The sequence below is a fragment of the Pseudomonas sp. PDM27 genome, from assembly GCF_019219205.1.
GTDB lineage: Bacteria > Pseudomonadota > Gammaproteobacteria > Pseudomonadales > Pseudomonadaceae > Aquipseudomonas > Aquipseudomonas laurylsulfatiphila.
In genome coordinates, this window is the sequence record NZ_JAHUWF010000004.1 from 133,552 (window position 1) to 159,809 (window position 26,258).

Consider the following 26,258-nt stretch of genomic DNA (forward strand, 5'->3'; position numbering starts at 1 on the left):
GGTCATGATCTCAGCGCTGATGACGGATGCGTGGGTTGGCAAAGCCGTAGAGGATGTCCACTACGAAGTTGACCAGAATCACCAGGCAGGCGATTAACAGGATGCCGTTTTGCACGACGGGATAGTCCCGGGCGCCAATGGCTTCGATCAGCCATTTGCCGATGCCGGGCCACGAGAAGATGGTTTCGGTCAGGACCGCACCGGCCAGCAGGGTGCCGACTTGCAGGCCGACCACGGTCAGTACCGGAATCAGCGCGTTACGCAGACCGTGCACGAACACCACGCGCGACGGCGACAGGCCCTTGGCCTTGGCGGTGCGGATGTAGTCTTCACGCAGTACTTCGAGCATCGAGGAGCGGGTCATCCGCGCGATCACCGCCAGCGGGATGGTGCCCAGCACGATGGCCGGCAGGATCAGGTGGTGCAGGGCGTCGAAGAAGGCGTCCGGCTCGTTGGCCAGCAGCGTATCGATCAGCATGAAGCCGGTGCGTGGCTCGATGTCGTAGAGCAGGTCGATCCGTCCGGATACCGGGGTCCAGCCCAGGCTCACCGAGAAGAACATGATCAGGATCAGGCCCCACCAGAAGATCGGCATCGAGTATCCCGCCAGGGAGATACCCATCACTCCATGGTCGAACAGGGATCCTCGCTTGAGTGCCGCGATCACCCCGGCCAGAAGGCCCAGGATGCCGGCGAACAACAGGGCGGCCATGGACAGCTCCAGGGTCGCGGGGAACAGGGAAGTGAATTCGTTCCAGACGCTTTCACGGGTACGCAGGGATTCTCCGAGGTCGCCGTGGGCCAGTTTGCCGATGTAATCCAGGTACTGGGCATACAGGGGTTTGTTCAGACCTAGGCGTTCCATTGCCTGAGCGTGCATTTCCGGGTCGACTCTGCGTTCGCCCATCATGACTTCCACGGGGTCGCCAGGGATCATGCGAATCAACGCGAATGTCAGCAAGGTGATGCCGAAAAACGTGGGGATCAGTAACCCCAGTCGGCGGGCAATAAAACTAAACATCGTAAGGTGTACCTCATCAGCCGGTTAGGCGTGCCCGGCATCCCTGCGTCAGGAATGCCGGGAGTTTTCTTATCTACTTCACCTGGGTGGTGGCGAAGTTGTTCGTGGTGAGGGGGCTAATGTGATAGCCCTCTACGTTGTTGCGCATTGCGGTAAACATTCTAGTGTGCGCCATGCTGATCCATGGCTGGTCCTGGTTAAAAATAACCTGGGCCTGCTCGTAGAGCGCTGCACGTTCGGCCGGATCGGTTTTTTCCCGGGCCTGGTCAATCAGCGCCTGGAACTTGTCATTGCACCAGCGGGCGTAGTTTTCTCCGTTCTTGGCCGCTTCACAACTGAGCATAGGCGTCAGGAAGTTATCCGGGTCGCCGTTATCGCCCGCCCATCCGGCGGAAACCATGTCGTGCTCGCCGTTTTTGGCGCGTTTGAGCATTTCGCCCCATTCCATCACGCGGATGTCGATCTTGATCCCGACCTTGGCCAGGTCGGCTTGCATCATCTGTGCACCGAGCATCGGGTTCGGGTTGGTGGCACCACCGCCGTTACGGGTGAACAGGGTGAATACCGTGCCTTCTGGTACGCCGGCTTCCTTGAGCAGGGCGCGGGCCTTGTCCAGGTCACGGGGCGGGTTCTTCAGGTCGTGGTTGTAGCCCAGCAGAGTGTCCGGGAACGGGTTGACCGCCGCGGTCGCATTGCCTTTGCCGAACAGCGCGTTGACGGCCGCTTCCTTGTCGAAGGCGATGTCGATGGCTTTACGCACACGCACGTCGCTCAGGTATTTGTGAGTGGTGTTGATGGCGATGTACGCAACGGTCATCGCATTCAGTTCGTCGACTTTGAGGTTGGTGTCTTTCCTGATGCTCTGGATGTCGTCCGGTTTCGGGTACAGCGCGACCTGGCATTCGTTGGCCTTGAGCTTCTGCAGGCGCACGTTGTTGTCGGTGGCGATGGCGAAGATCAATGAGTCAGCCGGTGCCTTGCCACGGAAGTAATCCGGGTTGGCCTTGAAACGAACCTGGGCATCCTTGTTGTAGCGCTGGAAGACGAACGGGCCGGTGCCGACGGGCTTGTTGTTCAGATCGCCGGTCTTGCCGGCCTTGAGCAACTGGTCGGCGTATTCGGCGGAGTAGATCGAAGAAAACGCCATGGCGATGTCGGCCAGGAACGGCGCTTCGCGACGGGTCAGGGTGAACTTGACTGTGTTGTCGTCGACTTTCTCGACGCTTTTCAGCAGCTCTTTGAAGCCCATGCTTTCAAAGTACGGGAAGCCCACGCTCGACAGCTTGTGCCATGGGTGGTTCGGGTCCAGCTGGCGCTGGAAGCTCCAGACCACGTCGTCGGCATTCATGTCGCGGGTCGGCTTGAAGTATTCGGTGGTGTGGAACTTGACGCCTTTACGCAGGTGGAACGTGTACGTCAGACCGTCCTCGCTGATGTCCCAGGAGTCGGCCAGTGCCGGAATCACGTCTGTGGTACCGGGCTTGAAGTCCGCCAGGCGATTGAAGATGGTTTCGGCCACGGCATCGGCGGTGACTGCAGTGGTGTACTGGACCATGTCGAAGCCTTCGGGGCTGTTTTCGGTGCAAACCACCAAGGGTTTGGCCGAGACGCCGACAGCGACACTGAGCAAAGCAGCCGCAATGGCCGCACGTAGGGGAAGCATTTTCATCAAGAACCCTCTGCAATCAGTTAAAGGACAAAAACCCAACGGCCGATTCGTCATTGAATCAGCCGTCAGGCCCGCGCATTACAGGATGTTGAATGGAATCGTGGTCACGAGACGGAACTCGTTGATGCTGCCGTCAGCCTGGTTTTCGCTGGCACGGTGAGCGGTGTAGGTACCGCGGATCGTGGTGGCCTTGAGTGGGCCGCTCTGCACGGCGTAGGTTGCGCCGATGCCGTATTCATAGTGGTGTTCGCCATCCTGGGACTGGATGCCGTCGTAACCCTTGCCGGGTACGCCGCCGTTGCCGGTGTAGTGAGTACCGTCGATGCCCCAGCCGCGCGCCTGGTAGATGTTGAACTTCAGGCCTGGCACGCCGTATTCGGCCATGTTCAGACCGTAGGCCACCTGGAACGATTTCTCGTTCGGGCCGTTGAAGTCCGACAGCAGGGAGTTGGCCAGGTAGATGCCGTTGGTTTCGTGCAGGTAGTCGAAGTACTCGTTGCCGTTCACTTCCTGGTACGAGAGGGTCAGGGTGTGTGCCTGGTGGGTCAGGCCGAACGACAGGGAATAGGTGTCGTTGTCGATAGAGCCGATCAGGGCCTTACCGGTGTCCTGGGTTTTGTAGTAGTTCAGGCCGGTGGTCAGGCTCAGTACCTGGCTGTCGCCCAGTACGTGGGAAGCGCCGAAGTAGTACTGGTTCCAGATGTCTTCAGCCTGGGTCGCCCAGAGGCTGGTGGTCAGGCTGGCAAATGGGGTGTAGGTCAGGCCGCCGGTGTAGACGTGATCGGTCTCGACGATGCCGTTGGCGTATTCGGTGCGGAATTTACGCTGGCTTTCTTCGGTACGCGGTGAGTTGCGGTCGAAGGTGGCCAGGTCGAAGGCCAGGTTGTTCAGCTCTTCGCTGTGGATGGCCACACCTTCGAAACTCGAAGGCAGTGCACGGTTACCGATCACATCGACCATCGGGCTGCTGAAGTTCATGCGGCCGGCGGTCAGGGTGGTGTTGGAGACACGGGCCTTGACGTTGGCCAGGCCCACTTTGCTCCACTGGCCTTGAGCGTCGCCGCCCTCTTTGGTCAGGGTACGGTTGTTGCCCGCGTTTGGACGAGAACCCGGTGCGCCACCGTTGCCGGATGCCAGGTCTTTACGATCCTGGTCCAGTGCGATGGCGTTGTAGGCCGCCACTTCGGTGCTGAAACCGACAGTCCCTTCGGTGAAGCCCGAGTTGTACTTGACGATGGTGCCCTGGACCCAGTTGATACGACGATCGGTCTCGGCCAGCGTGCCGTGATCGTTGTATTTGAATTTTGCACCACGTTTCAGTTGCTCGTTGGCGTACCAGTTACGCGTGGTGCCGGTGATCGACTGGCCTTCGACAAAGCCGGTGGCTTCGCTTTGGGCGCTCTTCTCGTTCACGGTAACCGGGGTGAAAGCCTGGCTTTGGGTTTCTGCGTAAGCCGTGGCGGTTACGCTGCTGATGGCCAAGGCCAATAACGCGGTGCTGCTCAGTTTCATGGGTAAAGCTCCTTACTTTCTTTTTTTTATGCCGGTCTTTTTTTTGTGATCCGGCTATTGGTTTAGAACTCATTCACAGCATCGCAAACGTTTGCTGTCGGCCAAATTGGCAAAAAACGCCAAAGCGTCTGCGTGAGGGCGGAAAATCCGCCCCCCGGCATTTCTGGCTAATCGGTTATTTTTCTATGCTGACACCCGAGAACACATTGCGGCCGAACGGGCTCACCTTGAACCCTTCGATTTTGGCGCTCAGCGGCTGGTTGACCGTTGAGTGGGCGACTGGCGTGATCGGCACCTGCTGCTTGAGGTACTGCTGCGCCTGTTTGTAGAGCTGGGTGCGCTGGTCGCGGTCGGTGACAACCTTGGCCTGCTTGATCAGCTTGTCGTACGCCGGATCGCACCACATCGAGTAGTTGTTGCCACCAATGGCGTCGCAGCTGTAGAGCGTGCCCAGCCAGTTGTCCGGATCCCCATTGTCACCAGTCCAGCCGATCAGGCTGACGTCGTGCTCGCCATTTTTGGTGCGCTTGATGTACTCGCCCCACTCATAGCTGACGATCTTGACCTTGAGGCCGATCTTCGCCCAATCAGCCTGGAGCATTTCGGCCATCAACTTGGCGTTGGGGTTGTACGGACGCTGGACCGGCATGGCCCAGAGGGTGATTTCAGTGCCTTCCTTGACGCCGGCAGCCTTGAGCAATTCCCTGGCTTTTTCCGGGTTGTAGGCGGCGTCCTTGATCGTGTCGTCGTAGGACCATTGGGTCGGCGGCATGGCGTTGACCGCCAGTTGCCCCGCGCCCTGGTAAACGGCATTGAGAATGCCTTGCTTGTTCACCGCCATGTCCAGCGCCTGGCGCACTTCTAGCTGGTCGAACGGCTTGTGGCGCACGTTGTAGGCGATGTAGCCGAGGTTGAAGCCAGGCTTCTCGATCAACTGCAGGGCCGTGTCGTTCTTCAGTGCGGGCACATCGGCAGGGCGCGGATGCAGGGTGATCTGGCACTCGCCGGCCTTGAGTTTCTGCACGCGCACCGAGGCGTCGGTGTTGATGGCGAAAATCAGGTTGTCGAGCTTGACCCGGTCAGGAGCCCAGTAATGCTTGTTGCCGGTGTAGCGGATGTTCGAGTCTTTCTGATAGCTCTTGAACACGAACGGCCCGGTGCCGACCGGCTTCTGGTTGATGTCGCTCGGCTTGCCTTCGGCCAATAGCTTGTCGGCGTATTCGGCCGAAAGGATGGCGGCGAAGCTCATTGCGATGTTCTGGATGAACGCGGCGTCCACGCTGTTGAGCGTAAAGACCACGGTCAGTGGCCCGGTCTTTTCGACCTTGGCGATGTTCTTGTTCAGGCTCATGCCGTTGAAGTACGGAAATTCTGTCGGATAAGCCTTACGGAATGGTTGTTGCGGATCGAGCATGCGATTGAAGGTGAACAGCACGTCGTCGGCGTTGAAGTCGCGGGTCGGCGTGAAGTATTTGGTAGTATGAAACTTCACCCCTTCGCGCAGGTGAAAGGTATATTTTAGGCCGTCCTCGGAGATGTCCCAGCTCGTGGCCAGGCCCGGTACGACGTTGGTCGCGCCTTTTTCAAACTCTGCCAGCCGGTTGTACAGCGGCTCTGCGGCGTCGTTGTCGGTCGCGGTGGTGTACTGCGCCGTGTCGAAACCGGCGGGGCTGCCTTCGGAGCAGAAGACCAGGCTGTTGTTGGCGGCCTGGCTGATGGAAGTGGCGGCCAGCAGGCCGGTGCCCAGCAATGCGGATAAAACCAAGGTATGGCGCATAACGCTCCCTTTTCTCTCAAAGTGTTTTCAATGAGCCGCCGTCCCGTCCGCGGACGTAGAGGCATCACTGATTTCAAGCCATGCACGCAGCAATAACCGATGACCCACGCATGCACTGGTCGGATCCCGACGGTATGAGCCACGGGTCCGGCAGTAAATGCGTAGAGTCCTAAAGACTCGTAGGAAATGGCAACGCGTCCTCACCCGGTGCTGTAGTCAGCTGCGGATTTGGATGTAGGCAAATTCCTGCTTGCTCGGTAGATAAAGCAACGGCGACGTCAGAAACGTCGCCGTTGCAAAACCTTATTTGCTGACGCTGACGCCGTAGAAGGAGTTCAAGCCAAATGGGCTGATCTTGAAGTCCTGCACGTTGGCGCGCATGGGTTGGAACACCGTCGAGTGAGCGATAGGTGTCATTGGGACTGCATCTTTGAGGACGTGTTGCGCCTGCTTGTACAGTTCGGTGCGCTTGGCCTGGTCGGAAGTACGCTTGGCCTGCTTGACGATGTCGTCGAACTTCTTGTCGCACCACTTGGAGAAGTTGTTGCCTTCCAGCGAGTCGCAGCCGAACAGCACGTTCAGCCAGTTGTCCGGATCACCATTGTCACCGCTCCAGCCAATCAGCATCGCCTGGTTCTCACCACCTTTGGAGCGCTTGATGTACTCGCCCCACTCGTAGCTCTGGATCTTGACCTTGAGGCCGATCTTGGACCAGTCGGACTGCAGCATTTCTGCCATCAGCTTGGCGTTCGGGTTGTATGGACGCTGTACCGGCATCGCCCAGAGCACGATTTCGGTGCCATCTTTCACGCCAGCTTCCTTGAGCAGCTCTTTGGCTTTCTCAGGGTTGTACGGCGCATCCTTGATGGTGGTGTCGTAGGACCACTGGGTCGGTGGCATGGCGTTGACGGCCAGTTGGCCGGCGCCCTGGTACACGGAGTCGATGATCTGTTGCTTGTTGACCGCCATGTCCAGTGCCTGGCGAACTTTCAGCTCGGCCAGTGGGTTGGCATCGGTTTGACCCTTGACCTTGGGCATCACGTTGTAGGCGATGTAACCCAGGTTGAAACCGGCCTGGTCAGGCAGTTTCAGGTCCTTGTCTTCTTTCAGCGCCTTCAGGTCGGCCGGACGAGGGAACAGGGTGACCTGGCACTCGTTCTTCTTCAGCTTCTGGATACGTACCGACGGGTCGGTGGTGATGGCGAAGATCAGGTTGTCGATCTTCACGTCGTCAGGCTTCCAGTAGTCCTTGTTCCCGGTGTAGCGGATGTTGGAGTCTTTCTGGTAGCTCTTGAACACGAACGGGCCAGTGCCGACCGGCTTCTGGTTGATGTCGGCGGCCTTGCCTTCCTTGAGCAGCTGGGCAGCGTACTCGGCGGACTGGATCGAGGCGAAGCTCATGGCCATGTTCTGGATGAACGCGGCATCAACGTCCTTGAGGGTGAACTTGACAGTTTTGTCGTCGACTTTATCGATCTTGGTGATGTTGGTGTCCATCCCCATGTCGGTGAAGTACGGGAATTCGGTCGGGTACGCTTTGCGGAACGGGTCATCCTTGTTAATCATGCGATTAAAGGTGAACAGCACGTCGTCGGCGTTGAACTCACGAGTCGGCTTGAAGTACGGGGTAGTGTGGAACTTCACACCTTCACGCAGATGGAAGGTGTAGGTCAGGCCGTCATCGGAGACGTCCCAGCTGGTCGCCAGACCTGGAATGACAGCGGTGCCGCCGCGCTCGAACTGGGTGAGGCGGTTGAACATGGTTTCTGCAGAGGCGTCGAAGTCGGTTCCGGTGGTGTATTGACCTGGATCGAAACCGGCCGGGCTCCCTTCGGAGCAGAACACCAGGTTAGTCGCAGCTTGAGCGAACGGTGCACTAGCCAACAGGCTGGCGCCGACTAAAAACGGAATGACCGCTTGTTTAAGCATGGTGGCCTCATGATTTGTTGTCATTTTTGGAATTAGAGGACGACCTCGTGAGTCGTGCCTGCGGATACTTATGCAGGGGCCATACCCAATGCAAGATCCAGAGTGACTACAAGCCTTAAACGGTGGCACGAACGTACCTTAATGTCGCATTTGTATAATTCCTGACGCATTTGACCGTTTGCGCGGCGTTTTTACGGTGCAAGTGACGCACTTTTACAGTGCGCGCCTGACTCGGGTTGCTCCCGCGTGGGGCGGGGGTGTTACTTATTCATACCCCGGATTGTGGGGTGGGCATGGCGTGAATAAGAGTGGTTATTGTTGCACCGATAGTGGCCAATCGACGGCATTTCTCGGGTGGACCTATCCAGTTATAGCTCATGCCTGAAAACTGCCAAAAAAAACGGCGATCATTTTAATGATCGCCGTTTTTGTCTACGGGCTATCGATTCAAGGCATCAGCACTTCAATCGAGCCATCGGCGGTCATGCTGACCTGGCTGGTGCCGGCTTCGACATCCGGTGTCACGGGGGCGGCGTCCATGGCGGCCGCTTTCATCATCATCGGCCCGCGCAGGTAAGGCTGTGGATAACCGTTGCTGTTGAGGTTCAGGTTGACGATTTTGTAGCCCTTGCCGCCGAGGGCATCGGTGGCCAGTTGGGCGCGGGCCTTGAAGGCAGCCACGGCGTCCTTGAGCAGGGCGTCTTCGCTGGCCTTGCGGGTCGGGGTGGCGATGGCGAAGTCCATGCCGCCCATTTTCAGGTCGGTGAGCAGTTCGCCGGTCAACTTCGACAGGGCGGCGAAGTTCGAGCTTTCCAGGCGCAATTCGGCGCGCTCACGCCAGCCGGTGATTTTCTGGCCCTTGGTGTCGTAGATCGGGTAGCTGTTGCGACTGCCCTGGCGCAGGGTGATGTCCTTGACCTGCTTGGCCTGGGCCAGCGCCTTGTTCATGGTGGTGCTGACGTCGGCGGCGAGTTTGGCCGGGTCGCTGTTCTGTTCTTCGGTGTAGAGCGTCACGATCATCAGGTCGCGGGCCACTTCCTGACTGACTTCGGCGCGCAGGGAAATCTGGTTGTAATGCAGTTCGTCGGCGGCCAGGGCCGGGAGGCTGGCGACGGTGCCGAGACTCAGGGCGAGGAGGGCGGCGCTGCGGCGGAATGTGTGCATGAAGGCTCCTTGAAAGGTGCGCAGGGGTATGGTCCGGGCCTGCGTGAAACCATCAGACTCTAGCTTTTATGCTCTGGTTCGCACAGTTACAACTTCTATACAGATGCACGCGGCCCTTTGCAGGAGCGAGCTTGCTGTGGCGAGGGGGCTTGTCGGACCGCCGCACCGCCCCGTTCGGCTGCGAAGCAGTCGCAGATTGCCTCACTTGCTTCAACCGATAAAATGCGGCGGCAGGTTTTAGGACTGCTTCGCAGTCCAACGGGGGTAAGCCCCCTCGCCACAGAGTTCATTGCACGCAGTTCCACGCCAATGACTGTGGCCGTTTGCCGCACTTTTGCCTGTCAGCCCCCGCGCTTGGTTATACTCCCTGCGATCCGCCTGGAGCGCTCATCAGGAGAGCTCATGCTCGCCCCCGTTCAAATCACTTCCGCCACTCGCCAGAACCTCTGGCGGCTGACATTCATCCGCACATTGGTGCTGGCCGCCCAGGCCGGTTCCGTGGGCCTGGCCTACTGGCTCGAACTGTTGCCTCTGCCTTGGTTTCAACTGGCTGCGACCCTCGCTTGCTCGATGCTGTTGTGCGTGTTCACAGCGATTCGCCTGCGTACCTCGTGGCCGGTGACCGAGCTCGAATACGCCGTGCAACTGGCTTGCGACCTGTTTATCCACAGCGCATTGCTGTATTTCTCCGGTGGCTCGACCAACCCCTTCGTCTCCTATTACCTGGTGCCGCTGACCATTGCCGCCGTGACGTTGCCATGGCGTTATTCGGTGATCCTCTCGGGTATCGCGCTGACGATGTACACACTGCTGCTGGCGCAGTTCTATCCGCTGCAAACCTTCCCCATCGCCCGGGAAAACCTGCAGGTGTACGGGATGTGGTTGAGCTTTGCCCTCGCGGCTGCCGTCATCACGTTCTTCGCCGCGCGCATGGCCGAAGAACTGCGTCGTCAGGAAGAACTGCGCGCCATTCGTCGCGAGGAAGGCCTGCGCGATCAGCAACTGTTGGCCGTTGCCACCCAGGCCGCTGGAGCCGCCCATGAACTGGGCACGCCGCTTGCGACCATGAGCGTGTTACTCAAGGAAATGCGTCAGGACCACCCTGACCCGATGTTGCAGGATGACCTGAGCGTGCTGCAGGATCAGGTCAAGCTGTGTAAAGAGACCTTGCAGCATCTGGTGCGCGCCGCGGAGGCCAATCGCCGGTTGGCGGTGGAGATGCAGGACGTCACCGACTGGCTTGATGAAGCCCTCAATCGCTGGCACCTGATGCGCCCGGAAGCCAGCTATCGCTTCCAGCGCCTCGGCCAGGGCCCGGTACCCCGTATGGCGCCGCCGCCGGATTTGACCCAGGCGTTGCTGAATTTGCTGAACAATGCCGCCGACGCCTGCCCCGAAGGGCTGCAGGTGACGCTGGACTGGGATTGGGAAAACCTCACCATCAGCATCCGTGACCATGGCGCCGGTGTGCCGCTGGCCATCGCCGAGCAAATCGGCAAACCGTTTTTTACCACCAAGGGCAAAGGTTTCGGCCTGGGCCTGTTTTTGAGCAAGGCCAGCGTGACACGCGCTGGCGGCTCAGTGAAACTCTACAGTCATGAGGAAGGCGGCACGCTCACCGAGCTGCGCCTTCCCCGTGTCGCCCGAGGAGACGAACATGAGTGAAGAGATCCAAGTCGAAGGCGAAGAACTGCCGCATTTGTTGCTGGTCGATGACGACGCCACATTCACCCGCGTCATGGCTCGCGCCATGGCCCGCCGCGGTTTTCGCGTCAGTACTGCCGGTTCCGCCGAAGAAGGCCTGGAACTGGCCAAGGCCGATCTGCCGGATTACGCCGCCCTTGACCTGAAAATGGACGGCGATTCGGGCCTGGTGCTGCTGCCCAAGTTGCTGGAAATGGACCCGGAAATGCGCGTGGTGATCCTCACCGGTTATTCGAGCATTGCCACCGCCGTCGAGGCGATCAAGCGCGGTGCCTGCAACTACCTGTGCAAACCGGCGGACGCCGACGACGTGCTGGCGGCGCTGCTGTCCGAACACGCCGATCTCGACAGCCTGGTGCCGGAAAACCCGATGTCCGTGGACCGCCTGCAGTGGGAGCACATCCAGCGCGTGCTGACCGAGCACGAAGGCAACATCTCCGCCACTGCCCGCGCCCTGGGCATGCACCGCCGCACCCTGCAGCGCAAACTGCAGAAGCGCCCCGTTCGCCGCTGAACCAGCGCTGAACGAATGCGGGCAGCATCTCGCGACAAACCGAACCGATCATCTATGATCGGTTCGTGCGTGTACTTTTCTTTATCGAGCCTTATCCATGAATCAGAACGCTGAGTATTCCGCGGTCAACGACGCCGTGCGCGGGCAGTTTTTTCGCAAAGTGTGGGCGATGATCACGCCTTACTGGCGCAGTGAAGAGAAGGTCAAGGCCTGGACACTGCTGATCGCGGTGATTGCGCTGTCGCTGATCAGCGTGGGGATCTCGGTGTGGTTCAACACCTGGTACAAGGACTTCTACAACGCCCTGCAAAAGAAGGACGAGGCAGCGTTCTGGCAACTGATCCTGTATTTCTGTGCGATTGCGGCGGTGGCGATCGTCGGCGCGGTGTATCGGCTCTACCTGACGCAGATGCTGACGATCCGCTGGCGGGCGTGGCTCACCGAAAAGCATTTCAGCCGTTGGCTGGCGGACAAAAACTACTACCAGCTGGAGCAGGGCGGTTACACCGATAACCCGGACCAGCGGATTTCCGAAGACCTCAACAACTTCACCTCCAACACCCTTGAACTGGGTATCGGGCTGCTGCGCAATATCGTCAGCCTGGTGTCGTTCTCGATCATTCTGTGGGGCGTGTCGGGCAGTATCGAAGTGTTCGGCATCACCATTCCCGGCTACATGTTCTGGTGCGTGCTGGTCTACGCCGTGGTGGGCAGTTGGCTGACGCATTTGATCGGTCGTCGCCTGATCGGTCTGAACAACCAACAACAACGCTTCGAAGCCGACCTGCGTTTCTCCATGGTGCGGATTCGCGAGAATGCCGAAAGCATCGCGTTGTACAACGGCGAACCGAACGAAAATCGTCGGTTGAGCAGTCGCTTCGGGATGGTCTGGCATAACTTCTGGGACATCATGAAGGTGTCCAAGCGCCTGACGTTTTTCACCGCCGGTTACAGCCAGGCAGCCATCATCTTCCCGTTCATCGTTGCCTCGCCGCGTTACCTCTCCGGCAAGATCGAACTGGGCGAACTGATGCAAATCAGCTCGGCGTTCGGCAATGTGCAGGAAAGCTTCAGCTGGTTCATCAGCGCCTACCAGAGCCTCGCTTCCTGGCGCGCCACCTGTGATCGTCTGCTGAGCTTCCACCAGGCCATGCGTGATAACGAAGAGCGTGCGCCAGCCATCGACGTGCAGAATTCGGGTTCCGTCCTGAAGGTGCACAACCTCGGCCTCGACCTGGCGGACGGTCGTCACCTGCTGAGCAACGCCGACATGACCGTGGAGGAGGGCGAGCGTGTGATGCTCAGCGGTCGTTCCGGCAGCGGCAAGTCGACCCTGCTGCGGGCAATGGGACATCTGTGGCCGGCCGGCCACGGCAGTATTCGCCTGCCATCGGCGCGTTACCTGTTCCTGCCGCAAAAACCGTATCTGCCGATTGGCACCCTGCGTGATGTCCTCAGCTATCCACAGCCCGGTGATACCTATCCGAACGAGCGCTACATGCAGGTGCTGGAAACCTGTCGTTTGCCGCATCTGATTGCCCGTCTCGACGAAGCCAACCACTGGCAGCGCATGTTGTCTCCGGGTGAGCAGCAGCGCCTGGCCTTTGCCCGTGCGCTGCTTTATGCACCGCAATGGCTGTACATGGACGAAGCGACCTCGGCGATGGACGAAGAAGACGAGGCCACGCTGTACCAGGCGTTGATCGATGAATTGCCGGGGCTGAGCATTGTCAGCGTCGGCCATCGCAGCAGCCTCAAGCGCTTCCATCCGCGGCATGTTCGTATCGAGAATGGCCATCTGGTGGACCAGGCCGTGACCGCGTAAACACCTCCGCCCCTGGTAGGAGCTGCCGCAGGCTGCGATCTTTTGATCTTGATTTTAAAGAAGCAAGATCAAAAGATCGCAGCCTGCGGCAGCTCCTACAGGGGGGGCAGGGGGATGGGTGATCGTACAACCGCGTTGCGCTATGATGCGCTTTCAGCCGCCGAACTTTTCGAGACCGATGTACACCATGGAAAACCCGATCGACACACCACGCCTCCCACGCAAGCGCCGCAGCCTCGCTCAGGAACTGGTGACGGTGCTGTCCGAGCAGATCCGCGACGGTCATCTCAAGCGTGGCGACAAGTTGCCCACCGAGTCGGCCATCATGGATGCCCATGGTGTCAGCCGCACGGTGGTGCGCGAAGCGATATCCCGTCTGCAGGCGGCCGGCCAGGTGGAAACCCGCCATGGCATCGGCACCTTCGTGCTCGACACGCCGAGCCCGAGTGGCTTTCGTATCGACCCGGCGACCGTGGTGACCTTGCGCGATGTGCTGGCGATCCTGGAACTGCGCATCAGCCTGGAAGTGGAGTCCGCCGGCCTGGCGGCGCAACGTCGCAGTCCGGAACAACTGGCCAACATGCGCGCCGCCCTCGATGCGTTGAATGAAAGCGCCGCCCACGCCAGTGACGCCGTGGCTTCGGACTTCGCCTTTCACCTCGAAATCGCGCTGTCCACAGGCAACCGTTATTTCACCGACATCATGACCCACCTGGGCACCAGCATTATCCCGCGCACACGGTTGAATTCCGCGCGCCTGGCCCATGACGACCAGCAGCACTACATGGGGCGCCTGAGCCGTGAGCACGAGGAAATCTACGACGCCATCGCCCGTCAGGATTCCGATGCGGCCCGGGCCGCCATGCGTTTGCACCTGACCAACAGTCGTGAGCGGTTGCGTCATGCCCATGAAGAGGCTGAGGCGCAGCGGGGCTGAGTGTTCTGATCCAAGGCGGTATTGGCTTACGGCCCCTTCGCGAGCAAGCCCGCTCCCACACTTGATCGGTGTCGTTCACAAATTGTGAGTTCGCAGAAATTCAAATGTGGGAGCGGGCTTGCTCGCGAAGAGGCCGTAAGCCATCCCACAAAACCTACAGTCAGCCTCTATCCCTCACCACAATCTTCCGACAACGTATCTCCTGAGCACCTGTTTTTCGAGGTGTGATCATCCCTGTTCCCTTCAGCGTAAGCCCTTTAAAACAAGGGTTTTGCATTTTCGTGTCGAACAATTTCCACCCCCAGCGATGAAATGCAGTTGACGGTTGTATTTTAAGTTGTACGATGACCTACAACTTCAGCGCAGGCTGAACGGTTTTCTCACACAACGTCGCTATCCAGGGTGTTCGAATAATGAATCCACAAGAACTGAAGTCCATCCTCTCTTCCGGTCTGCTGTCTTTCCCGGTCACCGATTTCAATGCTCAGGGCGACTTCAATCGCGCGGGTTATATCAAGCGTCTCGAATGGCTGGCCCCATACGGCGCCTCGGCGTTGTTCGCCGCGGGCGGCACCGGTGAGTTCTTCTCTCTGGCGGCCAGCGAATATTCGGAAATCATCAAGACGGCGGTCGACACTTGCGCCACCAGCGTGCCAATCCTGGCCGGCGTGGGCGGTTCGACCCGCCAGGCCATCGAATACGCACAGGAAGCCGAGCGTCTGGGCGCGAAGGGCCTGTTGCTGCTGCCGCACTACCTGACCGAAGCCAGCCAGGACGGCGTTGCCGCCCACGTTGAAGCCGTGTGCAAATCGGTCAAGATCGGCGTGGTGGTCTACAACCGTAACGTCTGCCGCCTGACCGCGCCGCTGCTGGAACGCCTGGCCGAGCGCTGCCCGAACCTGATCGGCTACAAGGATGGCCTGGGTGACATCGAGTTGATGGTGTCGATCCGTCGCCGCCTCGGTGATCGCTTCAGCTACCTGGGTGGCTTGCCGACCGCCGAAGTCTACGCCGCGGCCTACAAGGCACTGGGCGTGCCGGTCTACTCCTCGGCGGTGTTCAACTTCATCCCGAAAACCGCGATGGACTTCTACCACGCGATCGCTCGCGAAGATCACGCCACCGTCGGCAAGATCATCGACGACTTCTTCCTGCCGTACCTGGACATCCGTAACCGCAAGGCCGGTTATGCCGTGAGCATCGTCAAGGCCGGGGCAAAAATTGCCGGCTACGACGCCGGTCCCGTGCGTGCACCGCTGACCGATCTGACCGGCGAAGAGTACGAAATGCTCGCCGCGCTGATCGACAAGCAGGGCGCGCAGTAACACTCGATAAACCAGGGCCGCTGAGCAATCGGCGGCTTTTTGCGTGAGGAGAACATCTCGTGGCAGATGCAAAGCGTTTCGATAACTACATCAACGGCGAGTGGGTTTCCGGCGGCGATTACTCGACCAACATCAACCCGTCCGAACTGACCGATGCCATCGGCGATTACGCCAAGGCTGACCTGGCCCAGGTCAACGCAGCCATCGACGCCGCCCGTGCCGCGTTCCCGGCGTGGTCCACTTCCGGCATCCAGGCGCGCCACGATTCCCTGGATAAAGTCGGCACTGAAATCCTCGCCCGTCGCGAAGAACTCGGCACCCTGCTGGCCCGGGAAGAGGGCAAGACCCTGCCCGAAGCCATCGGTGAAGTGACCCGCGCCGGCAACATCTTCAAGTTCTTCGCCGGTGAATGCCTGCGTCTGTCCGGCGACTACCTGCCGTCCGTACGTCCGGGCGTCAACGTTGAAGTCACTCGCGAAGCCTTGGGCGTGGTCGGTCTGATCACCCCGTGGAACTTCCCGATCGCGATCCCTTCGTGGAAAATCGCCCCGGCCCTGGCCTACGGCAACTGCGTGGTGCTCAAGCCGGCGGACCTGGTACCGGGTTGCGCCTGGGCCCTGGCGGAAATCATCTCCCGCGCCGGTTTCCCGGCCGGCGTGTTCAACCTGGTGATGGGCAGCGGTCGCGTAGTCGGCGAAGCGCTGGTCAACAGCCCGAAAGTCGATGGCATCAGCTTCACCGGATCGGTGGGTGTTGGTCGTCAGATCGCCGTCAACTGTGTATCGCGCCAGGCCAAGGTGCAGCTGGAAATGGGCGGCAAGAACCCGCAGATCATTCTCGACGATGCCGACCTCAAGCAAGCGGTCGAGCTGTCGGTACAGAGCGCGTTCTACTCCACCGGTCAGCGTTGCACCGCATCCAGCCGCTTCATCGTCACCGCCGGGATTCACGACAAGTTCGTCGAAGCCATGGCCGAGCGCATGAAGTCGATCAAGGTCGGCCATGCGTTGAAGGCTGGCACCGATATCGGTCCGGTGGTCTCGCAAGCGCAGCTTGAACAGGACATGAAGTACATCGACATCGGCCAGTCCGAAGGTGCACGTCTGGTCAGCGGTGGTGGTCTGGTGACCTGCGACACCGAGGGCTACTTCCTCGCGCCGACCCTGTTTGCCGACAGCGAAGCGTCGATGCGCATCAGCCGAGAAGAGATCTTCGGCCCGGTGGCCAACATCGTCCGCGTCGCCGATTACGAAGCTGCGCTGGCCATGGCCAACGACACCGAGTTCGGGCTGTCGGCGGGGATTGCCACCACCTCGCTGAAATACGCCAACCACTTCAAGCGCCACTCCCAGGCCGGGATGGTGATGGTCAACCTGCCGACCGCCGGTGTGGATTACCACGTTCCGTTCGGTGGACGTAAAGGTTCATCCTATGGATCACGTGAGCAAGGTCGCTATGCGCAAGAGTTCTACACAGTCGTGAAAACCTCTTACATCGGTTCGTAACACGCAACACCGCTGTATCCGGTGCCACCCCGGTGGCACCGATACCGCAAACCCATGTAGGAGCTGCCGCAGGCTGCGACCTTTTGATCTTGATTTTCGGTGCCTTTGATGGCGCTAAAGATCAAAAGATCGCAGCCTGCGGCAGCTCCTACAGGACACAAGATTCACCCGCGCATAAAAATAATCAGTGGGAGTACATCTACATGCAATCGACCAAGCCGACTCACGTCCGCTATTTGATCTTGCTCATGCTGTTTCTGGTGACCACGATCAACTACGCCGACCGCGCGACCATCGCCATCGCCGGCTCGAGCCTGCAAAAAGACCTCGGCATCGACGCGGTCACCCTCGGTTATATCTTCTCCGCATTCGGTTGGGCCTACGTGGCCGGGCAAATCCCCGGCGGCTGGCTGCTGGACCGTTTCGGTTCGAAAAAAATCTATGCACTGAGCATCTTCACCTGGTCGCTGTTCACCGTCCTGCAGGGTTATGTCGGCGAGTTCGGTATGTCCACGGCGGTGGTTGCGCTGTTCATGCTGCGCTTTCTGGTCGGCCTGGCCGAAGCGCCATCCTTCCCCGGCAACGCACGCATCGTGGCGGCCTGGTTTCCGACCGCTGAACGCGGCACCGCTTCGGCGATCTTCAACTCGGCGCAATACTTTGCCACCGTGTTGTTCGCACCGCTGATGGGCTGGATCGTCTACAGCTTCGGCTGGCAGCATGTGTTCATCGTCATGGGCGTGATCGGCATCATCTTCTCCGGGATCTGGCTGAAAGTGATCTACAGCCCGCGCCAGCATCCGATGATCAATGACGCCGAGTTCAAGCACATCGCCGACAACGGCGGCATGGTCGACATGGACCAGGACAAGGGCAAAGGCAAGAAGACCGACGGCCCGAAATGGGACTACATCCGTCAACTGCTGACCAACCGCATGATGCTCGGCGTGTACCTGGGCCAGTACTGCATCAACGGCATTACTTACTTCTTCCTGACCTGGTTCCCGGTGTACCTGGTGCAGGAGCGTGGCATGACCATCCTCAAGGCCGGTTTCATTGCTTCGTTGCCAGCGATCTGCGGGTTTATCGGTGGTGTGCTCGGCGGGGTGATTTCCGATTACCTGCTGCGCAAAGGTCACTCGCTGACGTTTGCCCGCAAGGCGCCGATCATTGCTGGCCTGCTGGTTTCCAGCAGCATCGTGGCGTGCAATTACGTGGACGTAGAATGGATGGTCGTCGGCTTCATGGCCCTGGCGTTCTTCGGTAAAGGCGTTGGCGCACTGGGCTGGGCCGTGGTGTCCGATACTTCGCCCAAGCAGATCGCCGGTCTGAGTGGCGGCCTGTTCAACACCTTCGGTAACCTGGCTTCGATCACCACCCCGATCGTTATCGGCTACATCATCAGCTCCACCGGTTCGTTCAAGTGGGCGCTGGTGTTCGTCGGTTGCAACGCGCTGGTCGCGGTGTTCAGCTACCTGGTGATCGTAGGCCCGATCAAGCGTGTGGTGCTCAAAGAGCCACCCGCGAATGGTACTGAAGCCCCTGGCAAATTGTCTCAAGCGCATTCCTGAGGAGCGGCGTCATGCAGTTGATTGAACATTCCGACTCGCCGCGCTACATCCGCCTGCACGAGCGGGATAACGTAGTGATCGTGGTCAACGATCAGGGCGTACCGGCCGGTACCGAATTTGCCGACGGCCTGGTCACCGTGGACTTCGTGCCACAGAGCCACAAGGTCACCCTGGAAGACATTCCCGAGGGCGGCCAGGTGATTCGTTACGGTCAGGTCATTGGCTACGCCTTGCAGCCGATTCCCCGCGGCAGTTGGGTCAAGGAAGATCAACTGCGCATGCCGACCGCGCCACCGCTGGACAGCCTGCCGTTGTCCACCGACGTGCCCGCGGCGCAAGCACCGCTGGAAGGTTTCACCTTCGAGGGTTATCGCAACGCCGACGGCACCGTCGGCACGCGCAACATTCTCGGCATCACCACCACGGTGCAATGTGTGACCGGCGTGCTCGATCATGCGGTCAAGCGCATCAAGGCCGAGTTGCTGCCCAAGTACCCGCACGTCGATGACGTGGTGGCGCTGACCCACAGCTACGGCTGTGGCGTGGCGATCACCGCCACCGACGCGTACATCCCGATTCGCACGGTGCGCAACCTGGCACGCAACCCGAACCTGGGCGGCGAAGCGCTGGTGATCAGCCTGGGCTGCGAGAAATTGCAGGCCGGGCAGGTGATGCACGAGAACGACAGTTCGGTGGATTTGAGCGAGCCATGGCTGTACCGCTTGCAGGACGCCAGCCACGGCTTCACCGAGATGATCGAGCAGATCATGGAACTGGCCGAGACGCGTTTGAAGAAACTCGATCAACGTCGCCGGGAAACCGTGCCGGCGTCCGAGCTGATTCTCGGCATGCAGTGTGGCGGCAGTGATGCGTTCTCCGGCATCACCGCCAACCCGGCGCTGGGTTACGCCTCGGACCTGTTGTTGCGGGCCGGTGCGACGGTGATGTTTTCCGAAGTCACCGAAGTGCGCGATGCCATTTACCTGCTGACCTCCCGTGCGGAAAGCCAGGACGTCGCCCAGGAACTGGTGCGGGAGATGGACTGGTACGACCGTTACCTGGCCAAGGGCGAAGCGGACCGCAGCGCCAATACCACACCGGGCAACAAGAAGGGCGGGCTGTCGAACATTGTCGAGAAGTCCCTGGGCTCGATCGTCAAGTCCGGCAGCAGCGCGATCAACGGCGTGCTTGGCCCTGGCGAGCGTTTCAAGCGTAAAGGCCTGATCTTCTGCGCGACCCCGGCCAGCGATTTTGTCTGCGGGACGCTGCAACTGGCGGCGGGGATGAACCTGCACGTGTTCACCACCGGTCGTGGCACGCCATACGGGCTGGCCATGGCACCGGTGGTGAAGGTGTCGACCCGGACTGAACTGGCTCAGCGCTGGCCGGACCTGATCGACATCGACGCCGGGCGCATTGCCACCGGTCGCGCATCGATCGAGGAGCTGGGCTGGGAGCTGTTCCACTACTATCTGGACGTGGCCAGCGGCAAGAAGCAGACCTGGGCGGAGCAGCACAAGCTGCATAACGACATCACCCTGTTCAACCCGGCGCCGATCACCTGAGACCGCGTTATCGTTCTTCGCGAGCAAGCCCGCTCCCACAAGGATTGCGCTGAACCTGTGGGAGCGGGCTTGCTCGCGAAGGCGGTCGACCAGACACCGAAGGACTTGGTGGCTTATCATTAGCCCCCTAACGACGCCCACCCCAAGGTCCTCTCCGGCATGCTGGCAATTTTCCTCGAAACCCTGAACATCACCGCGCCGGTATTCGCCATGCTGTTTCTGGGTGTGCTGCTCAAGCGCATCGACTGGATCAACGACAACTTCATCCACACGGCATCAGCCCTGGTGTTCAACGTCACCATGCCGGCGCTGCTGTTTCTGGGCATCCTGCATGCCGACCTGCACGCGGCGTTGCAGCCGGCGTTGCTGATCTATTTCTCCCTCGCGACCCTGGTGGGCTTTGCCATCGCCTGGGGCTGGGCGATCTGGAAGTGTCCGCGGGAAGATCGGGGGATCTACACCCAGGGCGCCTTTCGCGGTAACAACGGGGTGATCGGCCTGGCGCTGGCGGCCAGCATGTACGGCGACTACGGGATTTCCCTCGGGGCGATCCTCGCGGCGCTGGTGATCCTGTTTTACAACACCCTCTCGACCATTGTGCTGGCGGTATACAGCCCAGTGATCAAATCCGATCCGTGGAGCATCTGCAAAAGCGTGTTCAGCAATCCGCTGATCATCAGCGTGATGGCGGCGGCGCCCTTCGCCTATTTCAAGATTGGCTTGCCGGGGTGGCTGGAGACCTCCGGCCAGTACCTGGCGCAAACCACCTTGCCACTGGCGCTGATCTGCATCGGTGGCACCTTGTCCATGGCGGCGCTGCGCAAAAGCGGCAACATGGCGCTGAGTTCAAGCCTGGTGAAGATGATCGGCTTGCCGGTACTGGCGACGCTGGGCGCGTGGTTGTGGGGCTTTCGCGGCGCGGAATTGGGGATTCTGTTTCTGTACTTCGGCAGCCCGACCGCCGCTGCCAGTTTTGTGATGGCGCGGGCGGCCGAGGGCAATCATGAACTGGCGGCGGCGATTATCGTGATCACCACGCTGATGGCGGCGGTCACCACCAACGTCGGGATCTTTTTGTTGCAGTGGGGTGGGTGGATCTAGCCCTGACCAGCTTCGGCAATGGTTCTGCACGCAGGCTCGATGACTGGAGGTGCCTGGGTGGGATAATCCGTGGGTATCACCTGCACGGGTGTGGTCGCGACAAAGCCATCGGCAAAGGTTGCTTCGATAAACGTCGCTTTCCACCCGGTTTCCGGTTTGTCGATGAATACTCGCGTATTGAGCAGCCCCGTCAGTCTGACGTCCTCGGGTTCGTAACGGACGCCGCAGGGATATCGAAAATCCCGGGCAATCGGGTTTACCGCGGTCCATTGAACCACCCGCACCGGTGATTCAGAAAAGTGCAGCCCAAGTGATTGTGGGGCCAGATCCGGACCCGGCCGCACTGAAATGGTTGGCAGAGGTTTGTCCTGTTGCCAACGATTGATGGCCGGAATCAGCGAGTTCTCGACGAATTGGTTGATACCGTAGTGGCTGGCATTGGGTGCCACTCGCAGGGCTTTGGGGCCGGGTAGCTGATCGTAAAAAAACCTGGAGTTATCTGGCAGGAAGAAATCGTCGCTGCTGGCGTTGACGATGTATTTCGGTATCGCCAAACGTTCGGCATAGCCCGTATTGAGGTATTTCAGCGGATCTTCGATTTTCATTAATCGGGCGAAGTTTTCAGTCTTGATCTGTTGGGTGATGCCCTCGTGATGGTAGTCAAAGAACGCCAGTGGCCAGTTCTTGCCATAGCTTTGATAGGTATGCTCAAGCACGTTATCCATGCCCAGCACGTCGATGACAAATGGCACGATGGCTTTGACCCGGTCATCGGCAATGGCTGCCAGCCAGGTGGTCCAGCCACGTTTTGAGGCGCCGCTGGCAATGAAATGCTCTATCCCCCAGGGGCGCAGCTCCTTTTGCGCGAGGTCCATGGCCTTGACCATCGACACCACCATCGGCAGGCGCACCGACATGTACGGGCGCTGGTGCGGGTCTTCGAGAAAGAGTTTCCAGCTATGGGCGACGCTGGCATCTTCCGTGCGCGCTATGCCGTCATCGGCATAGGTCAGGTACTGGTTCGGGACGTTGCTGACTGAAATGACAATCGTGCGTGTGCTACGCGCCACTTCAAGGGCCATGGCTTCGGTAAAGTCCGTCGGTTCGTCGGCGTTGTCCGGCCCGGCGTTGGGGGTTCCGTTGTTGGCCACCAGCAGCGACTGGCCGTGCAGGGCATTGTCCGGGATGTAGATGTCCACAGTGTGTTTCCACTGGATGGGGCTTACCAGTCCTTGTGGCGACCATTGCTGGGAGGACAGGTCGAAACTGCGCTTCTCCACACCGGGATATGGCGTGTTGCCTTTGACGGAGTAAACCAGTGGGTTGGCGTCTTCGGCTTTTTTGTAGCAAGCAAGTACTTCGCTGAAGTCCTGGTTGCTGGCGTCGAAACACGCTTGGGTTGAGGCCTGTATCGAACTGCTGACGAGCAGGCTGGATAACATCAATTTTGACAATGCGAACCTGGCGTTCAATCCCATGGGAACCTTCCTTGTGATGCGGGGAAAGGTCCTGATCCTGAGTACAGCGAAGCTGCACCGACTGTTCCCCGTCGGTTTTTTTTTGTCGGCGCAGTGTGTCGAAAAGAGGCGTGGGGGAACAGGTTTGGCAGGGGGGCTTTTATTATCGAAATATGTGGTTGAACCGTTCAACCACAAGCGTTGCCGAGTGGGGTGATCACTCCGGCTTCTGATAGCTGTCGATCACTTCCTGCGCCGCGCGAAATGCATCAATCGCCGCCGGCACGCCGGCATACACCGCGCAATGCAGCAACGCCTCGCGAATTTCCTCCACGGTGCAGCCGTTGTTCAAGGCCCCACGCACGTGACCTTTCAATTCCTGCGGGCACTTGAGCGCGGTCAGGGCGGCGAGGGTGATCAGGCTGCGGGTTTTCAGCGGCAGGCCTTCGCGATTCCACACGCCGCCCCAGGCGTGTTCATTGACAAAGTCCTGCAGCGGTTGGGTGAACTCGGTTGCATTGCCCAGTGCGCGGTCGACGAAGGCGTCGCCCATTACTTGGCGACGAACTTCAACGCCGGTTTTTTTATTCTCGGTCATGGGACTTCCTTCTTATGGTGTTGGCGATGCCAGGCGCGTAGCGACGTGAACAGCAAAAACGCCATCAGCACCGGCAGGACGAAAAACAGCATCAGGTGTTCCAGCTTGCCGGCCAGTGGCATGCCGGTGGTGAACGACACCACGTGCAGCCCATACGCCAGGTACAGACCCAGAAACAGCAGGCCTTCGGCGCGGGTCACCCGGTAGCCGGAGTAGAACACCGGCAGGCACAGCGCCGCGACGCCGAGCATCACCGGCAGGTCGAAATCCAGGGCATTGGGCGACACCGACAGCGGCGACGGCGCCACCAGTGCGGTAAAGCCGAGCACGCCCAGGAGGTTGAACAGGTTGCTGCCAATCACGTTGCCCACGGCAATATCGCGTTCGCCGCGCATTGCCGCGATCAACGATGTGGCGAGCTCAGGCAGTGAGGTGCTGACGGCGACGATGGTCAGGCCGATGATCCGCTCCGACAACCCAAGATCGGTGGCGACCGCAACTGCGGCGCCCAGCAGCAAGTGCCCGGCGTACACCAGCATCGCCAGCCCGGCGACGATCATCAGCAGGCTGCTCAGCCATGGCGCTTGTGCATGATGGTCGTGACTCGATACCGGGCGTGCCGAGTGTCGCGACTGGCGCAGCAGCAACCCCAGGTAAATCGCCAGTGCCGTCAGCAGCATCACGCCGTCGACACGGGTCAGTTCTTCATTCCAGGCGAGCACGAACACCAGCAGGCTGGCACCGATCATCAGTGGAATATCCAGGCGCACCAATTGCCGGGAAACCCGCAAAGGAATGATCAGGGCGGACAGCCCGAGGGTTACGAGGATGTTGAAAATGCTGCTGCCGATCACGCTGCCGACGGCGATGTCGGCGTTGTGCGCCAGGGTCGCCTGCAGGCTGACCGCCATTTGCGGTGCACTGCTGCCGAGGGCGACGATGGTCAGGCCGATGATCAGCGGGCGTATGTGCAGCCGCGCGGCAATGCGTACAGCGGCGCGCACCATCAATTCGGCGCCGACAATCAGCAGGAGCAATCCGCTGAGCAATTCGATCACGCTGATCAGGGGTAAATCGGCTAGTCCGAAAATGGTCGGGGCTCCATCGGTCAGTCGTCGAGGGCTTGCACGCGAACCCGCGCGGTGCCGCTGCGCAGCATGCCCAAGCGCTCGGCGGCTTCCTTGGACAGGTCGATCAGGCGGCCCCGGGTGTGCGGACCGCGATCATTGATGCGCACCACGCAGGACTTGTCGTTATTCAGATTGGTGACCTTCACCCGTGTACCGAAGGGTAGCTGGCGATGGGCGGCGGTCATGGAATTCATGTTGAAACGCTCGCCGTTGGCGGTGCGTTTGCCTTGGTGTTTGGAGCCGTAGTACGACGCCACGCCGGTTTTGTCGTAGCCGTGCGGGTCGACGGTGTCGGTGCTGGCGCAACCGGCCAGGAGCGAGAGGAGGGCGCAGGCGCTGAACAGACGCTTCATTTGGGCGTTCCAAAAAACAAATGTGGGAGCGGGCTTGCTCGCGAATGCATTCTGACAGTCAACATTGAATTGAGTGCCAAACCGCATTCGCGAGCAAGCCCGCTCCCACAGGGAAAGGAGCCAGATTTTAGGGCTGGCTCCATTCTCATCAGCCTTCGAGCTTGCTTTTGAGCAATTCGTTCACTTGCTGCGGGTTGGCCTTGCCTTTGGAAGCTTTCATGGCCTGACCGACGAAGAAGCCGAACATCTTGCCGCGCTTGGCTTCGTCTGCCGCGCGGTATTGTTCGACCTGCTCGGCGTTGGCCGCGAGCATTTCGTCCAGCACCGCCGAGATCGCACCAGTGTCGGTCACTTGCTTGAGGCCGCGCTTGTCGATGATCTCGTCCGCGCTGCCTTCGCCGTTCGCCATCGCTTCGAACACCACCTTGGCGATTTTGCCGGAGATGGTGTTGTCCTTGATGCGCAGCAGCATGCCGCCCAGAAGCTCGGCGGAAACCGGCGACTGTTCGATGTCCAGGCCTTGCTTGTTGAGCAGGCTGCCCAACTCGACCATCACCCAGTTCGCCGCCAGCTTGGCGTCGCCGCCGATGCTTGCGACTTTCTCGAAGTAATCGGCTTGCTCGCGGCTGGTGGCCAGGACGCTGGCGTCGTAGACCGACAGACCGAACTGCGCCTGGAAACGCTCGCGCTTCTGCGGCGGCAATTCCGGCAGGGTGGCGCGCACGTCGTCGAGGAAGGTGTTTTCGATCACGACTGGCAGCAGGTCCGGATCAGGGAAGTAACGGTAGTCGTTGGCTTCCTCTTTGCTGCGCATCGGACGGGTTTCGTCCTTGTTCGGATCGTACAGGCGGGTCTGCTGGATCACTTTGCCGCCGTCTTCGATCAGCTCGATCTGACGCTGGATTTCGCTGTTGATCGCTTTTTCGATGAAACGGAACGAGTTGACGTTCTTGATCTCGCAGCGAGTACCGAACTCGACCTGGCCTTTCGGACGGATCGATACGTTGCAGTCGCAACGCAGCGAGCCTTCGGCCATGTTGCCGTCGCAGATGCCCAGGTAGCGCACCAGCGCGTGGATCGCCTTGACGTAAGCCACGGCTTCCTTGGCGCTGCGCATGTCCGGTTCGGAAACGATTTCCAGCAGCGGCGTACCGGCACGGTTCAGGTCGATGCCGCTGGCGCCGCTGAATTCTTCGTGCAGGCTTTTGCCGGCGTCTTCTTCAAGGTGCGCGCGGGTGATGCCGACACGTTTGACTGTGCCGTCTTCCAAGGCGATGTCCAGGTGGCCCTTGCCGACGATCGGCAATTCCATCTGGCTGATCTGGTAGCCCTTGGGCAGGTCCGGGTAGAAGTAGTTTTTACGGGCGAACACGTTGTGCTGGCCGATCTCGGCGTCAATCGCCAGACCGAACATCACCGCCATGCGCACCGCTTCCTGGTTCAGCACCGGCAGCACGCCGGGCATGCCCAGGTCTACCAGGCTGGCCTGGGTGTTCGGCTCGGAACCGAACGTGGTGGAACTACCGGAAAAGATTTTCGACCGGGTGGTGAGCTGGGTGTGAATCTCCAGCCCGATCACGACTTCCCATTGCATGTGTGTC

General features: G+C 59.8%; 20 protein-coding genes. 9 read left to right on the plus strand and 11 right to left on the minus strand.

Translation table 11 applies throughout. From position 1 onward, the window contains the following. Positions 1-10: 10 nt before the first annotated feature. From KW838_RS10765 to KW838_RS10790, 6 genes are all read right to left on the minus strand, one after another. Entirely contained in the window at positions 11-1,021 is a 1,011-nt protein-coding gene (locus KW838_RS10765) for an ABC transporter permease subunit (protein WP_015093471.1), read from the minus strand. A 73-nt stretch (positions 1,022-1,094) separates the two neighbouring features. Further along, entirely contained in the window at positions 1,095-2,690 is a 1,596-nt protein-coding gene (locus tag KW838_RS10770; protein ID WP_102698846.1) for an ABC transporter substrate-binding protein, read from the minus strand. Positions 2,691-2,768: 78 nt separating this feature from the next. Beyond that, positions 2,769-4,202 (minus strand): OprD family porin, encoded by a 1,434-nt coding sequence (locus tag KW838_RS10775; RefSeq protein ID WP_102698845.1) that lies wholly within the window; start codon positions 4,200-4,202, stop codon positions 2,769-2,771. Positions 4,203-4,377: 175 nt separating this feature from the next. Beyond that, positions 4,378-5,979, minus strand: a complete 1,602-nt coding sequence (locus KW838_RS10780) for an ABC transporter substrate-binding protein (RefSeq protein WP_218501070.1) — start codon at positions 5,977-5,979, stop codon at positions 4,378-4,380. 303 nt (positions 5,980-6,282) lie between these two features. Then, on the minus strand, positions 6,283-7,908 hold the full coding sequence (locus tag KW838_RS10785; RefSeq protein WP_007973045.1) for an ABC transporter substrate-binding protein: 1,626 nt from the start codon (positions 7,906-7,908) through the stop codon (positions 6,283-6,285). A 447-nt stretch (positions 7,909-8,355) separates the two neighbouring features. Then, entirely contained in the window at positions 8,356-9,072 is a 717-nt protein-coding gene (locus tag KW838_RS10790; protein WP_218501071.1) for an SIMPL domain-containing protein, read from the minus strand. A gap of 402 nt (positions 9,073-9,474) precedes the next feature. Between KW838_RS10790 and KW838_RS10795 the strand changes: the two genes are divergently transcribed. The 9 genes from KW838_RS10795 to KW838_RS10835 all read left to right on the plus strand — a co-directional run bounded on the left by KW838_RS10795 (position 9,475) and on the right by KW838_RS10835 (position 21,119). Next, positions 9,475-10,737, plus strand: coding sequence for an ATP-binding protein (locus KW838_RS10795; RefSeq protein ID WP_102698840.1), 1,263 nt, complete (start codon positions 9,475-9,477; stop codon positions 10,735-10,737). Then, the gene (locus KW838_RS10800; RefSeq protein ID WP_007973041.1) at positions 10,730-11,290 is read left to right on the plus strand and encodes a response regulator transcription factor; all 561 of its coding nucleotides are present in this window, start codon (positions 10,730-10,732) and stop codon (positions 11,288-11,290) included. Before KW838_RS10795 ends, KW838_RS10800 begins: the two co-directional genes overlap by 8 nt. Positions 11,291-11,387: 97 nt before the next feature. Then, complete coding sequence (locus KW838_RS10805) at positions 11,388-13,115, plus strand: ABC transporter ATP-binding protein/permease (RefSeq protein ID WP_218501072.1); 1,728 nt, start codon at positions 11,388-11,390, stop codon at positions 13,113-13,115. Positions 13,116-13,302: 187 nt separating this feature from the next. Further along, a complete protein-coding gene (locus KW838_RS10810) occupies positions 13,303-14,052 on the plus strand; it encodes a FadR/GntR family transcriptional regulator (RefSeq protein ID WP_015093478.1) in 750 nt (249 codons plus the stop codon). 413 nt (positions 14,053-14,465) lie between these two features. Beyond that, positions 14,466-15,377 (plus strand): 5-dehydro-4-deoxyglucarate dehydratase, encoded by a 912-nt coding sequence (gene kdgD / locus KW838_RS10815; protein ID WP_102702311.1) that lies wholly within the window; start codon positions 14,466-14,468, stop codon positions 15,375-15,377. 59 nt (positions 15,378-15,436) lie between these two features. Next, positions 15,437-16,882 carry an aldehyde dehydrogenase family protein gene (locus KW838_RS10820; RefSeq protein WP_102702310.1) on the plus strand — a complete coding sequence of 482 codons (1,446 nt, stop codon included), beginning with the start codon at positions 15,437-15,439 and terminating at the stop codon, positions 16,880-16,882. Between the two features lie 128 nt (positions 16,883-17,010). Beyond that, positions 17,011-18,453 (plus strand): MFS transporter, encoded by a 1,443-nt coding sequence (locus tag KW838_RS10825; RefSeq protein WP_218480192.1) that lies wholly within the window; start codon positions 17,011-17,013, stop codon positions 18,451-18,453. 11 nt (positions 18,454-18,464) lie between these two features. Further along, complete coding sequence (gene garD, locus KW838_RS10830) at positions 18,465-20,018, plus strand: galactarate dehydratase (protein WP_218501073.1); 1,554 nt, start codon at positions 18,465-18,467, stop codon at positions 20,016-20,018. Between the two features lie 159 nt (positions 20,019-20,177). Continuing rightward, the gene (locus KW838_RS10835; RefSeq protein WP_102702308.1) at positions 20,178-21,119 is read left to right on the plus strand and encodes an AEC family transporter; all 942 of its coding nucleotides are present in this window, start codon (positions 20,178-20,180) and stop codon (positions 21,117-21,119) included. Here KW838_RS10835 and KW838_RS10840 read toward each other — a convergent pair. From KW838_RS10840 to gatB, 5 genes are all read right to left on the minus strand, one after another. Beyond that, positions 21,116-22,561: a PhoPQ-activated pathogenicity-related family protein gene (locus tag KW838_RS10840; protein ID WP_256358804.1), complete on the minus strand. Its 1,446-nt coding sequence runs from the start codon at positions 22,559-22,561 to the stop codon at positions 21,116-21,118. The genes KW838_RS10835 and KW838_RS10840 overlap by 4 nt on opposite strands. Positions 22,562-22,793: 232 nt before the next feature. Then, positions 22,794-23,174 carry a carboxymuconolactone decarboxylase family protein gene (locus tag KW838_RS10845; protein WP_007976475.1) on the minus strand — a complete coding sequence of 127 codons (381 nt, stop codon included), beginning with the start codon at positions 23,172-23,174 and terminating at the stop codon, positions 22,794-22,796. Continuing rightward, positions 23,171-24,232, minus strand: a complete 1,062-nt coding sequence (locus KW838_RS10850; RefSeq protein WP_218501075.1) for a calcium/sodium antiporter — start codon at positions 24,230-24,232, stop codon at positions 23,171-23,173. Before KW838_RS10850 ends, KW838_RS10845 begins: the two co-directional genes overlap by 4 nt. A 50-nt stretch (positions 24,233-24,282) precedes the next feature. After that, the gene (locus KW838_RS10855) at positions 24,283-24,657 is read right to left on the minus strand and encodes a septal ring lytic transglycosylase RlpA family protein (protein WP_218501076.1); all 375 of its coding nucleotides are present in this window, start codon (positions 24,655-24,657) and stop codon (positions 24,283-24,285) included. Between the two features lie 148 nt (positions 24,658-24,805). Beyond that, on the minus strand, positions 24,806-26,251 hold the full coding sequence (gatB, locus tag KW838_RS10860) for an Asp-tRNA(Asn)/Glu-tRNA(Gln) amidotransferase subunit GatB (protein WP_102702303.1): 1,446 nt from the start codon (positions 26,249-26,251) through the stop codon (positions 24,806-24,808). Positions 26,252-26,258: the final 7 nt, after the last annotated feature.